At 59.9% G+C, this 12562-nt stretch carries 14 protein-coding genes; 5 read left to right on the top strand and 9 right to left on the bottom strand.

Annotation, left to right across the window (positions count from 1 at the left end):
• Positions 1-28: 28 nt before the first annotated feature.
• The 7 genes from GIW28_RS05685 to rplU form a co-directional block, all read right to left on the bottom strand.
• The gene (locus GIW28_RS05685) at positions 29-1132 is read right to left on the bottom strand and encodes an NADH:flavin oxidoreductase (protein WP_017137938.1); all 1104 of its coding nucleotides are present in this window, start codon (positions 1130-1132) and stop codon (positions 29-31) included.
• A gap of 165 nt (positions 1133-1297) precedes the next feature.
• Positions 1298-1780, bottom strand: a complete 483-nt coding sequence (locus tag GIW28_RS05680; protein WP_017137939.1) for a glutathione peroxidase — start codon at positions 1778-1780, stop codon at positions 1298-1300.
• A gap of 101 nt (positions 1781-1881) precedes the next feature.
• Positions 1882-2346, bottom strand: coding sequence for a CreA family protein (locus GIW28_RS05675; RefSeq protein ID WP_017137940.1), 465 nt, complete (start codon positions 2344-2346; stop codon positions 1882-1884).
• 16 nt (positions 2347-2362) lie between these two features.
• Positions 2363-3481, bottom strand: coding sequence for a glutamate 5-kinase (gene proB, locus GIW28_RS05670; protein WP_026013771.1), 1119 nt, complete (start codon positions 3479-3481; stop codon positions 2363-2365).
• 109 nt (positions 3482-3590) lie between these two features.
• On the bottom strand, positions 3591-4814 hold the full coding sequence (gene cgtA, locus GIW28_RS05665; protein ID WP_016976186.1) for an Obg family GTPase CgtA: 1224 nt from the start codon (positions 4812-4814) through the stop codon (positions 3591-3593).
• A gap of 193 nt (positions 4815-5007) precedes the next feature.
• Positions 5008-5265, bottom strand: a complete 258-nt coding sequence (rpmA, locus tag GIW28_RS05660; RefSeq protein ID WP_003176049.1) for a 50S ribosomal protein L27 — start codon at positions 5263-5265, stop codon at positions 5008-5010.
• A gap of 34 nt (positions 5266-5299) precedes the next feature.
• On the bottom strand, positions 5300-5614 hold the full coding sequence (rplU, locus tag GIW28_RS05655) for a 50S ribosomal protein L21 (RefSeq protein ID WP_007950961.1): 315 nt from the start codon (positions 5612-5614) through the stop codon (positions 5300-5302).
• A gap of 239 nt (positions 5615-5853) precedes the next feature.
• Between rplU and GIW28_RS05650 the strand changes: the two genes are divergently transcribed.
• The 3 genes from GIW28_RS05650 to GIW28_RS05640 all read left to right on the top strand — a co-directional run bounded on the left by GIW28_RS05650 (position 5854) and on the right by GIW28_RS05640 (position 7792).
• On the top strand, positions 5854-6822 hold the full coding sequence (locus GIW28_RS05650) for a polyprenyl synthetase family protein (RefSeq protein WP_099549439.1): 969 nt from the start codon (positions 5854-5856) through the stop codon (positions 6820-6822).
• 211 nt (positions 6823-7033) lie between these two features.
• A complete protein-coding gene (locus tag GIW28_RS05645; protein ID WP_003230858.1) occupies positions 7034-7375 on the top strand; it encodes a zinc ribbon domain-containing protein YjdM in 342 nt (113 codons plus the stop codon).
• A gap of 159 nt (positions 7376-7534) precedes the next feature.
• Entirely contained in the window at positions 7535-7792 is a 258-nt protein-coding gene (locus tag GIW28_RS05640) for a PA4570 family protein (RefSeq protein ID WP_003194088.1), read from the top strand.
• Positions 7793-7983: 191 nt separating this feature from the next.
• Here GIW28_RS05640 and GIW28_RS05635 read toward each other — a convergent pair whose 3' ends face one another.
• Positions 7984-8601: an FKBP-type peptidyl-prolyl cis-trans isomerase gene (locus tag GIW28_RS05635; protein ID WP_017137944.1), complete on the bottom strand. Its 618-nt coding sequence runs from the start codon at positions 8599-8601 to the stop codon at positions 7984-7986.
• Positions 8602-8705: 104 nt separating this feature from the next.
• On the bottom strand, positions 8706-9929 hold the full coding sequence (locus GIW28_RS05630) for an OprD family porin (protein WP_170040504.1): 1224 nt from the start codon (positions 9927-9929) through the stop codon (positions 8706-8708).
• Positions 9930-10114: 185 nt separating this feature from the next.
• Between GIW28_RS05630 and GIW28_RS05625 the strand changes: the two genes are divergently transcribed.
• Complete coding sequence (locus GIW28_RS05625; protein WP_170040502.1) at positions 10115-11011, top strand: LysR family transcriptional regulator; 897 nt, start codon at positions 10115-10117, stop codon at positions 11009-11011.
• Between the two features lie 109 nt (positions 11012-11120).
• Positions 11121-12548: a YfcC family protein gene (locus GIW28_RS05620; protein ID WP_236447460.1), complete on the top strand. Its 1428-nt coding sequence runs from the start codon at positions 11121-11123 to the stop codon at positions 12546-12548.
• Positions 12549-12562 lie beyond the last annotated feature (14 nt).

Below are 12562 nucleotides of genomic sequence, written 5' to 3'. Positions count from 1 at the left end.
CTTGCCCGCGATGGCGTCGGAGCAGACGCTACACCAGGCTGGTTAACGCCTCACGACTGAACGGCAGAATGTCGCCCTCACGACCTTCGCGCACCTTCACGGCCCAATCCGGGTCCACCAGCAGGGCACGGCCCACCGCGACCAGATCAAACTCATCGTTGTTCAGACGTTCCAGCAGCTTTTCCAGGCTGGCCGGTTGGGCGACCTTGTCGGTGTTGACCATGAACTGCAGGAACTCGCCGTCCAGACCCACACTACCGACAGTGATGGTCGGCTTGCCGGTGAGCTGGCGGGTCCAGCCGGCCAGGTTGAGGTCGGAGCCTTCGAATTCCGGTTCCCAGAACCGACGCGTGGAGCAGTGGAAAATGTCCACACCGGCGTCGGATAACGGCTTAAGAAACTCACCCAGCGCCTCGGGGGTTTGCACCAGGCGTGCGGTGTAGTCCTGCTGCTTCCATTGAGAGAAGCGCAAGATGATCGGGAAGTCCGGGCCGACGGCGGCGCGGGTGGCCTGGATCAATTCAATGGCAAAACGCGAACGGTTGGCCAGGCTGCCGCCGTATTCGTCAGTGCGCTGGTTGCTGCCCTCCCAGAAGAACTGATCGACCAGATAGCCGTGGGCGCCGTGGATCTCCACGCCATCCATGCCGATGCGCTGGGCATCCTTGGCGGCCTGGGCGAAGGCGTTGATCACGTCCTTGATGTCTTGTTGGGTCATGCCATGGACGACGACGTTGCCGTCCTTGAGTTTCTCCATCGGGCCGTAGGCCGGCACGCTGGCGTCAGGCTCGGTGCCGATACGGCGCACGCTGCCCACGTGCCACAGCTGCGGGACGATCTTGCCGCCTTCGGCGTGTACCGCGTCCACCACCTTCTTCCAGCCGGCCAACGCGGCCTCACCGTAAAAGTGCGGGACGTTCGGGTAGCCATTGGAGGCCTGATGGCCGACCACCGTGCCTTCGGTGATGATCAGGCCCACGCCCGCAGCGGCGCGGCGGCGGTAGTACTCAATGACCTTGGAATTGGGTACGCCACCCGGCGAGAACGAACGGGTCATGGGCGCCATGACCACACGGGTGGACAGTTGCAGTGCACCGAGCTGGAAGGGTTTGAACAAAGCCTGGACGGGCATGGGAGCACTCCACATAAGAGGGATTTATGATGTGGATAATATGAGCCGTGCCGCGTGCTGGGTAGCACTATTGATCTGGGTGATTAAGGGGTAAAAGTGATGAGGGTTTAGGGCTGCTGCGCAGCCCAGCGGGAGCAAGCTCCCTCGCCACAGTGTAGGAACGATTCAGCTCAGGGCTTTTTCGATGGCCTGTACGATCGTCGGATCATCCGGCGCCGTGCGCGGCGAGAATCGCGCCAGTACTCGCCCATCCTTGCCGAGCAGGAACTTCTCGAAATTCCAGGTGATATCCCCGGGAAACTCAGCGCCCTCGCCCGCCAGCAAGCGATACAGCTGATGGCGATCGTGACCATTGACGTCAAGCTTGCTGCCCAACGGAAAGGTCACGCCGTAGTTCAGGCTGCAGAACGCCTGGATTTCTTCCTCGGAGCCCGGTTCCTGGCCTGCAAACTGGTTGCACGGCAGGCCGAGTACGGTAAATCCCTGGCCCTTATACTGCTGGTAAAGGTTTTCCAGGGCGGCGTATTGCGGGGTCAAACCACATTTGGAGGCCACGTTGACCACCAGCACCACTTGCCCCTTGAAAGGCGCCAGCGGCAGCTCTTGTCCGTCCAAAGCTTTGAGTTTCAGGTCGTGGAAAGCACTCATGACGAACTCCAGATATCCCATGTTCTTCGCGTTGCGGCTGTTCGAGATTACAGACCACAAGCCTGCAATCATAGACGCCGATTGAAAAACTCGCCCGCCGGTTACTGCGCGGTCGGCCAGGGCAAAATCGGAATCGCGGTGACCGCATTCTGCGGGCTGCCTTCGATCAGACGATCGCTGTAGACCAGGTACACCAAGGTATTGCGCTTCTTGTCGAGGAAGCGCACCACCTGCATGGTCTTGAACACCAGCGAGGTGCGCTCCTTGAACACTTCGTCGCCATCCTTGAGCTCGCCCTTGAAGTGAATCGGGCCAACCTGACGGCACGCAATCGACGCTTCAGCGCGGTCTTCGGCCAGGCCCAGGCCGCCTTTGACGCCGCCGGTCTTGGCACGCGACAGGTAGCAGGTCACGCCGTCGACCTTGGGATCATCAAACGCCTCGACCACAATACGGTCGTTGGGGCCGACAAACTTGAACACCGTCGACACCTGGCCGATTTCTTCGGCCGAGGCCAGCAACGGCATGGCCAGCAGCAGGCCGAGTAATCCTTTCATGACACGCATCGTGTATTTCCTTTATTCAGACCAGGATCAGGTTATCGCGGTGAACCAGTTCCGGTTCGGCCATGTAACCCAAGAGTCCGACAATCGCGTCGGACGATTGTCCAATAATCTTCTGTGCTTCAAGGGCGCTGTAGTTGGCCAGGCCACGGGCGATCTCGCGACCATCGGGCGCCACACACACCACCATCTCGCCACGGCGGAAGCTGCCCTGCACCAACTTGACGCCGACCGGCAGCAGGCTCTTGTTGCCCTGGGACAAGGCTGACACAGCACCGTCGTCCAGAACCAGCGTGCCACGGGTTTGCAGATGACCGGCCAGCCATTGTTTGCGCGCCGCCAGCATGCCGCGTTCCGGCGACAGCAGCGTACCGATGCGCTCACCGGCCTTGAGGCGATCCAGCACACGCTCCAGGCGCCCACCGACGATGATGGTGTGCGCGCCGGAACGTGCGGCCAGCCGCGCCGCACGCAGTTTGGTCTGCATGCCGCCACGGCCCAATGCACCGCCTACACTGCCGGCCACGGCGTCCAGCGCCGGGTCATCGGCGCGGGCTTCGTAGATAAGCTGGGCGTCGGGGTTGTTACGCGGGTCAGCGTCAAACATGCCGTCGCGGTCGGTGAGGATCACCAGCAGGTCGGCTTCCACCAGGTTGGCGACCAGCGCGGCCAGGGTGTCGTTATCACCGAAGCGGATTTCGTCGGTGACCACCGTGTCGTTCTCGTTGATTACCGGGATGACCTTGAGCTCAACCAGTGCGCGCAGGGTGCTGCGAGCGTTGAGGTAACGCTTGCGGTCGGACAGGTCGTCGTGGGTCAGCAGGATCTGCGCTGTATGGCGGCCATGCTCGGCAAAGCTGGATTCCCAGGCTTGCACCAGGCCCATCTGGCCGATGGCGGCGGCGGCTTGCAGTTCGTGCATCGCGCTGGGTCGCGCGGTCCAGCCGAGGCGGCTCATCCCGGCGGCAACGGCCCCGGACGAGACCAACACCAACTCGACACCGGCCTCATGCAAGGCCACCATCTGCTCGACCCAGACGCTCATCGCTGCGCGATCCAGACCTTTGCCATCCGCCGTCAGCAGCGCACTTCCGATCTTTACGACCCAGCGCTGCGCACCTGTCACTTTGCTCCGCATCATCTTCAACCTTAGATTGAGGGCCCCGCGACCCAGCGCGGCCCATAACGTTATACCCGGATACCAAAACGCCGCTCCTGGGAGCGGCGTTTGAGTTTATCGCAACCTATCAGTCGCGCACGTAAATGATTTCCGGACCGTCTTCATCATCCACGTCTTCTTCGTCCCAATCGTCGTCGCCGATGTCATGGACCGACTTCACGCCGCTGCGGCGCAGGGCACGCTGGTCGTCCAGAGCTTGCAACTGGGCGCGGGCTTCGTCTTCGATCTGCTGGTCGAGTTCTGCCAGTTCTGCCTTGAATACCGGGTCGGCCGCCAGGCGGTCGGCACGGTCTTCGAGGTAGCGCATGATGTCGCGGGTCAGGCGCTCGGTGCCTTCTTTGGCGATGGCCGAGATCACGTAGACCGGGCCTTCCCACTCCAGGCGATCAACGATCTCCTTGACGCGTTCTTCGTGCTCTTCTTCGAGGATCTGGTCGCACTTGTTCAGTACCAGCCAGCGGTCACGCTCGGCCAGGGCCGGGCTGAACTTGGTCAGCTCGCTGACGATCACTTCGGCGGCGTCTGGTGCGCTGGTGTCATCCAGCGGCGCCATGTCGACGAGGTGCAGCAGCAAACGGGTGCGCGACAAGTGCTTGAGGAAGCGAATCCCAAGGCCTGCACCGTCGGAAGCACCTTCGATCAAGCCAGGAATGTCGGCGATCACGAAGCTTTTCCAGCGGTCTACGCTGACCACGCCCAGGTTTGGCACCAGGGTGGTGAACGGGTAGTCGGCGACTTTCGGCTTGGCGGCCGAGACCGAGCGGATGAAGGTACTTTTACCGGCGTTCGGCAAGCCCAACAGGCCCACGTCTGCCAGTACTTTCATCTCCAGCTTCAGGTCACGCTGCTCGCCCGGCTTGCCCGGCGTGGTCTGGCGTGGCGCGCGGTTGGTACTGGACTTGAATCGGGTGTTACCCAGACCGTGCCAGCCGCCCTGCACAACCATCAGCTTCTGGCCGGCCTTGGTCAGGTCGCCAATCACTTCCTGGGTCGCGGAATCGATGATCGTGGTGCCGACCGGTACGCGCAGTACCAGGTCTTCGCCTTTTTTACCGGTGCAGTCGGTGCTGCCGCCGTTGGAGCCACGCTCGGCATCGAAGTGCCGGGTGTAACGGTAGTCGACCAGGGTGTTGAGGTTTTCGTCGGCCATCATGTAGATGGAACCGCCGTCACCGCCGTCACCGCCGTTTGGACCACCGTTTTCGATGAATTTTTCGCGACGGAAACTCATGCAACCGTTACCGCCGTCGCCTGCTTTTACTCGGATGGAAACTTCATCAACGAACTTCATAACAAAACGCCTCTCGTCGCACGGACGAGCTTAAGAAACCAAGACATAAGACTCTTGCAAAAATGAGCGCAGCGACCTCAGAAAACGACCGCACATCCAGCGCCTGAGCCCATCACAAACAGCTTTGCAAGAGACTCACTCCACAAACGAAAAAGCCCCGTCGCGAGACAGGGCTTTTCCAGCGATCGCGCAATTAAGCGGCGACAACGCTCACGTAACGGCGGTTGAACGCGCCTTTTACTTCAAACTTGATCACGCCTTCGATTTTAGCGAAGAGGGTGTGATCTTTACCCATGCCAACACCGTAACCGGCGTGGAATTGGGTGCCGCGCTGACGCACGATGATGTTGCCCGGAATGATTTTCTGGCCGCCATACATCTTAACGCCAAGGCGTTTGGCTTCTGAGTCGCGACCGTTACGGGTACTACCACCAGCTTTTTTGTGTGCCATGAGTCAATTCTCCTAGTGAGGAATTAGGCTGAAATTAAGCCTGAATACCGGTGATTTTGATCTCGGTGTACCACTGGCGGTGGCCCATACGCTTCATGTGGTGCTTACGACGACGGAACTTGATGATGCGGACTTTATCGTGACGACCTTGGGAGATCACTTCAGCCACAACGGTAGCGCCAGCAACAACTGGAGCGCCGATGTTCACGTCATCGCCATTAGCGACCAACAGAACGCGATCAAAGGTAACGGATTCGCCAGTAGCGACTTCCAGTTTTTCGATCTTCAGGTATTCACCTGGGGCGACCTTGTATTGCTTGCCACCAGTAACAATTACTGCGTACGACATGGTATTTCTCCGATAATCCTGCTCACCCAGCGCTTTATAAGAAAAGGTATTGGCTGGCATGGCTGCATGGGATGGACGTCCCGAATGCAATTGCGTAAGGCAGGTGCTGCCCAGGAAGTTCAGGGTGCGCGATTGTACGCAAGGTAAATGGGTGATGCAAGGGGCCGTCTATCGCGCCTTGACACTGCCGGGTCAGGGTCCTAGCATGCCGCGCAACCCTTCTGGAGCGACTGTCGCTGATGCAACCCCAAGCTTTCTACCGCGCGGTCGCGGACGATTTTAGCGCCGTCGACGGCATCATCAAGCAGCAGCTCACGTCTAAAGTGCCGCTGGTCTCCAAAATTGGCGACTACATTACGTCGGCGGGCGGTAAACGCCTGCGACCTTTATTAGTGTTGCTGTGTGGCAAGGCTCTGGGCCGCGAAGGCGATGACCTGCGCCTGCTGGCCGCGACCATCGAATTCCTGCACACCGCTACCCTGCTGCATGACGACGTGGTCGACATGTCCGGCATGCGCCGTGGCCGCGAGACGGCCAATGCGATGTGGGGCAATGCCCCCAGCGTATTGGTGGGCGACTTCCTGTATTCGCGCTCGTTTGAAATGATGGTCGAACTGGGCTCGATGCCGGTGATGAAGATTCTTTCACAAGCCACGCGCATCATCGCCGAAGGCGAAGTACTGCAGCTGTCCAAGGTCCGCGACGCCAGCACCACTGAAGAAACCTACATGGAAGTGATTCGCGGCAAAACCGCGATGCTCTTCGAAGCCTCGACCCACAGCGCCGCCGTCCTGTGTGGCGCAACGACCGAACAGGCCGAAGCCCTGCGCACCTTTGGTGATCACCTGGGCGTGGCGTTCCAACTGGTGGACGACCTGCTCGACTACCGTGGCGACGCCGAAACCCTGGGCAAGAACGTCGGTGACGACCTGGCCGAGGGCAAGCCGACCTTGCCGTTGATCTACACCATGCGCGAAGGCACGCCGGAACAGGCCGCTCTGGTGCGCAAGGCGATCCAGAAAGGCGGGATTGAAGACCTCGAAGCTATCCGTGCAGCGGTAGAAGCCTCGGGTTCCCTGGAGTACACCGCGCAGTTGGCGCGTGACTATGCGGCCCGTGCCATCCAGTGCCTGGAAGCCCTGCCACCCAGCGAGTACCGGGATGCCCTGGTTGAGCTGAGTGAGTTTGCGGTAGCCCGCACGCACTGAGCAATATCTGCGAGCGCAGGCTTGTGTGGGAGCTGGCTTGTGTGGGAGCTGGCTTGCCTGCGATAGCATCACCTCGGTATAGCTGACACACCACGGTGCCTGCATCGCGGGAAAGCCCGGCTCCCACAAGGTTCCGAGGCGCCCACCCCAACCTGCAATAAACCCTATATAATGTGCGACTTTTAGCCATCCTGACTTTCAAGGAGCTTTAGTGAGCACGTTGCCACCCTGCCCGAAATGCAATTCCGAGTACACCTACGAAGACGGCGCCCAGCTGATCTGCCCGGAATGCGCCCATGAGTGGTCCGCCAATGGCGAGGCCGAAGTGGCGGGCGACGAAACCGTGAAGAAAGACTCTGTGGGCAATGTCCTGCAAGACGGCGACACCATCACCGTGATCAAGGACCTCAAGGTCAAGGGCACGTCCCTGGTGGTCAAGGTCGGCACCAAGGTCAAGAACATCCGCCTGTGCGACGGCGATCACGATATCGATTGCAAGATCGACGGTATCGGCCCGATGAAACTCAAGTCCGAGTTCGTGCGCAAAGTCTGAACCTGCTGCTTCCATCCCGCGCCAGCCGCGGGATGGCGTTTTGCCCTCTGCGCTGACCTGCCTCAACATCCACACAGAAAAACCAGGAAACCGCCAATAGGCACTTGCTATTCCACGAATAAGAATTATTCTCATTGAAACCCATCAAGGAGAACGACCATGACTTATTTGATAGATGCCTGGCTGGACCGCCCACACCCATACCTGCGGATCCTGCATCGGGAAACCGGCGAAGTCTGTGCGGTGTTGGAAGAAGAAGCGCTGAATGAACTGCAGGATCAAGGCGACCTGGACGTCAACGGTCTGAGTTCCAGTGAGCCTGGGGTGCTGAAGGAGGTGGTGCGTAATCTGTTTCTGTTCTGCTATGCCCGAGCGTTGCGCCCGGCGACAGAGCTCAATGGCAAGTTCCATCCATGAACCACCGCGCAAAACCTGAATGCACCGGCTCTATGTGGGAGCTGGATTTGTTGTGGCGAGGGAGCTTGCTCCCGCTCGGCTGCGCAGCAGTCGCAGGCCTTTAGGGGCGCTTCGCACCCCAGCGCAAGCAAGCTTGCTCGCCACATCAATCCCGGCTCCCACATAGGACCCGGCGCAACCATCAACAGGTCTTACAGAACGTCGAGCAACTCAACGTCGAACACCAGAACGCTGTGCGGCGGAATGCTGCCAACGCCTTGAGCGCCGTAAGCCAGTTCGCTCGGCACGTACAGACGCCATTTGCTGCCGGCATTCATCAGTTGCAGGGCTTCGGTCCAGCCGGCGATCACGCCGCCAACCGGGAATTCTGCAGGCTGGCCGCGCTCGTAGGAGCTGTCGAACACAGTGCCGTCGATCAGGGTGCCGTGGTAGTGAGTACGCACTTGGTCTTCACGGGTCGGCTTGGCGCCGTCACCTGCAGTCAGCACTTCAAATTGCAGGCCGGAAGCCAGGGTGGTGATGCCATCACGCTTGGCGTTTTCAGCCAGGAACGCCAGGCCAGCGCCAGCAGCCGCTTCTGCCTTGGCAGCCGCTTCGGCTTGCATGATTTCACGGATCACTTTGAAGCTCGCCGCCATTTGCTCTTGGTCAACGCGGCTTGCTTTGCCGTCGAACGCGTCGGTCAGGCCGGCCAGGATGGCGTCGATGCTCACGCCCGGTGGCGGGTTGTCGCGCAGTTGGTCGCCCAACTGACGGCCGATACCGTAGCTGACGCGGGTTTCGTCGGTGGACAGATTAACTTCGGACATGAAGAGGCTCCGCTGTAGGACAGCACGGTTTCCCGCGCCATCCAAAACTAAAAGGGCCCGCAGACTAGCACACAAGACCCGCCTCTGATCAGCCCCCTGCCCCACTACCAAAGCGCCAGGTCGTAGGTCAGATACAGCCGATAGTTATCGCGGTCGCTGGCGTAGGTGGAACGATAGGTCGCTTTGCGCAACTCCACACCCAAGCCTTTGACGGTACCGTTCTGGATGACATAGCGCAGGTTAGTGTCCGACTCCCACTCCCGCGCCTCACGCCCTCTGTAATCACCGTTGCGCCCTTTGTAATAGCGGGTCATGAAACTCAGGCCCGGCAGCACGGCTTCAAAATCATAGTCGTAGCGCAGCATCCAGGTTTGCTCACCGGCCTGGATGAACTTGCCCACACCGGCGTTAGTGAAGGAATACACCGTCGAGACACTGGCATAAGGCAGCGCAGTGTCGCCGTTGACCTTCTGATAACCGACGCCCAGCGCCTGTGCGCCCAGGCGATAGGTGAACAACCCGCTGAACATGTCGCTGTCCACTTTGCCGTTGCGCGCCTCACCCGCATCGCTGCTGATGAAATAACGCAAATCACTGGTCAGCGTGCCGTTACCCACCGGCTGTTTATGCACAAGGCCAAAAAACTGCTGACGATAGAACTCACGCATTTCGCCGTAATACCAAGTGCCACTGAGCTGCGGCGTGAAGGCATAAGAGGCGCCGGCAAAATCGAAATCGCTGCCCTGTTTGCCGCTGTAGCCCTGGGGATAAATAGCCACGCTGTCGGTGGAGTTTCGCTGCTTGAATTTATCCAGATGCCCGGCATGCAGGTACAGGTTGCGAATACCGCTGTACTCCACCTGAGTGCCTTGAAAAGTCTGCGGCAGCAGGCGTCCGTCGTTATGCACCAGCACTGGAATCTTCGGCAGCAAGGTGCCGGTTTTCACCACGGCATCGCCCCAGCGCATCTTTGCGGTGACGCCCAGGCTGGAGAATTCACTGGCGGCATGGCCATCGTCATGCACCGGCAATAAACCCGTGCCGGCGTGAGTCGGGCTGGAGTCGAGCCGCAGCCCCGCCAACCCCAACGCGTCCAGACCAAACCCTAGCGTGCCTTCGGTATAGCCTGACTGCAGGTTGAGTAAAAAACCTTGCGCCCACTCTTTGCGATCCTCGCCGCCGTCGCGGTAATCGTCGTTGAAGTAGAAATTACGCAAGGTCAGGCGAGCCTTTGAATCCTCCCAGAACCCCTGGGCCAGGAGTACAGGCGACACACCTGCCAGCAGGCACGCCGAGGCCAATTTTCCTCGATTGAAAAGTTTATGCATCGCTGTTTCCTCTATGCCTTATTGTCGTTTTTTTATGGGCAGTTCCATCGCGCGACACACTGGACGGCACCTCGCGTTGGAGCGGACACTAACGGCTCGTCGAAAGCCCCACAACGTTATGCGAGATGCGCATCAGGCTATGCGCAAAGCACCGCCAGCCCCTCGCAACCGACAGGAAAATCACGGTGAATCTCAAGCAGCTCGAAGCCTTCAAGGCGATCATGTCCACCGGTTCGACCATCGGCGCAGCAACACGCATGGGCCTGTCGCAATCGGCCGTCAGCCGCCTGTTGAGTCAGCTGGAGGAGGCGTTGGGTTTCGTATTGTTTCTGCGCAAAAAAGGTCGCCTGATGGCCACCGCAGAAGCGGAAGAGTTACTGACCGAAGTCGCCGGCCTGGTAGACGGCATGCAGCGTATCCAACGCCTGGCAGACGAAATGCGCGTGGGCCGCTCGCGCAAAAGCCTGCTCAAGGTCGGGGTGCCCACCAGCATGACCCAAGAGCTTTTGCCACGGATCGTCGCGGAGTTTCTCAAGAGCCATGACGACATCGTGGTCGAGTTGCTGACCGGCTCTTACGACATGATCGAGCGCGCCGTACTCGACCGGTCCGCCGACCTGGGTTTTGTGCGCCTGCCAACGGAAATTCCCGACTTCGACATCGAGCCCGTGCTGCAAACCGAAGGCGTGTGCGTGATGCCCGCCGACCACCCACTGACTCGCCACGCCTGTATCGAGGTGCAGCACTTGCGCAATGTGCCGTTGGTGATGCTCGGCCGACAACGGGCTTTACGGGCTGAGTTGAACCAGGTGTTTCGCGCTGCCAACCTCACGCCGCAAGTGCGGGTCGAAGTGCATTCGGTAGGCGCGGCATGCAGCTTTGTCGCCGAAGGCCTGGGGGTGTCGATCGTCAACGGTTTGCTCGCCAGCCACTTCCTGCACCTGCCGATCGTGACCCGGCCTTTTCGCCCTGCACTGCCTTACACTTTCGGCCTGGCCTATCGCGCCAATGAGCCACGCCCACAGGTGGTCACAGCGTTTGCCGAGCATCTCAAGCAGCGCTTGAACGCACAAAACGCATAGCCCGACCCACCCTGCGCATAACGTTGTCGCCGCCAAAACTTTGCCCTAGTGTCCGCTCCACACGCGTCACTCCCCCATAACAACAACGGCAAACGCCGGGGCAGCCAGCATGAGCGAATCACAGAATTTCTCCACAGCGGCGGCGGTGGAAAAACCCACGCAACGCAAACAGATCAATCCGGCCATCATCCTGCTGAGCATCGTCTTGCTCGCCGTGGCCTTCACCTATGCGGTGAACTCGGGCAAGTTCGAGCGCCAGAACGGGCTGGTAGTGCCCGGCTCTTATCAGGTGCTGGAGAAACACGACAGCCTGGGCCAATTGTTCGCGCTGGAGCCACGCAAGGCTGGCGATACCGTGGCCCGCCCGGTGTCACTGGTCGAAGGTTTCATGGCCATCCCCCAAGGCATCGAGAAACGTGCAGCGCTGATCTTCATGGTGCTGTTCATCGGCGGCATGTTTGGCGTACTGAACAAGGCCGGGGTGATCGACGCCGGACTGGAGCGTTTACTGGGCCTGACCCGCGGCAACATCTACGTGCTGGTGCCGAGCCTGATGCTGGTGTTCTCGGCGGGCAGCACGTTCATGGGCCTGGCCAAGGAGTTTATTCTGATCGTGCCGCTGATGGTCGCCATGGCCAACCGGCTGGGGCTGTCGAACCTGATCGGGCTGGCTATCGTCGCGATCTCGGTGAAGATCGGCTACCTCGCCTCAATCTCTAATCCCGTGGCGCTGTCCGTCGCTCAGCCGATGGTCGGGCTGCCGATATTCAGCGGTTTAAGCATGCGCGTACTGGCTTACTGCAGCTTTCTGCTGGTGGGGATTGCCTTCGTGCTGTGGAGTATCCGCAAGCACGGTTTTGATGCGACAGCGCAGATTACGTTCGAACATAAACCCTTGCCCACGCGCCACTTGATCAACCTGACTGTGCTGCTGAGCGGCATCGGTTTTCTGGTCTACGCCTCCAACCGCTGGGGCTGGAAGTACCATGAGCTGTCGGCGTTTTACCTGTTGCTGACGGTGGCGTTCAGTGTGATTGCCGGGCTAGGTGCGAGTGTCGCCGCCAGTGCCTTTGTCGATGGCATGAAGAAGGTGCTGATTGCCGGCGTGCTGATCGGCCTGGCCACCGCCGTGGAAATCATCCTCAGTACCGGCCAAGTGCTCGACACCATCGTCCACACCCTGGCCAACCTGGTAGGCGACCACGGCCCGATTGTGTCGGCCTACGGCATGTTCTTCGCACAACTGGGGCTGGACGTGTTGATCCCGTCCACCTCGGGCCAGGCGGCGGTGACCATGCCGATCTTCGGCCCGCTGGGCCAACTCTCCGGCGTCAGCCCGCAGACCACTGTATTCGCGTTTCTGATGGGCAATGGCCTGACCAACATGATCACCCCAACCTCCAGTGGCCTGCTGGTGTTGCTGGCCACCGCCAATGTCGGTTGGGGCCAATGGGCGCGCTACATCCTGCCGCTGTTTCTGATCTACGCCGTACTGGCGATGGTGTTGCTGGCTATCGCGGTCACGAGCGGGTACTGAGTCAATGAGTGTTT

Source organism: Pseudomonas sp. PA-5-4B (assembly GCF_021606215.1).
GTDB classification, from domain to species: Bacteria; Pseudomonadota; Gammaproteobacteria; order Pseudomonadales; family Pseudomonadaceae; genus Aquipseudomonas; species Aquipseudomonas edaphica.
This window is presented reverse-complemented; position numbering and strand designations above follow the sequence as displayed.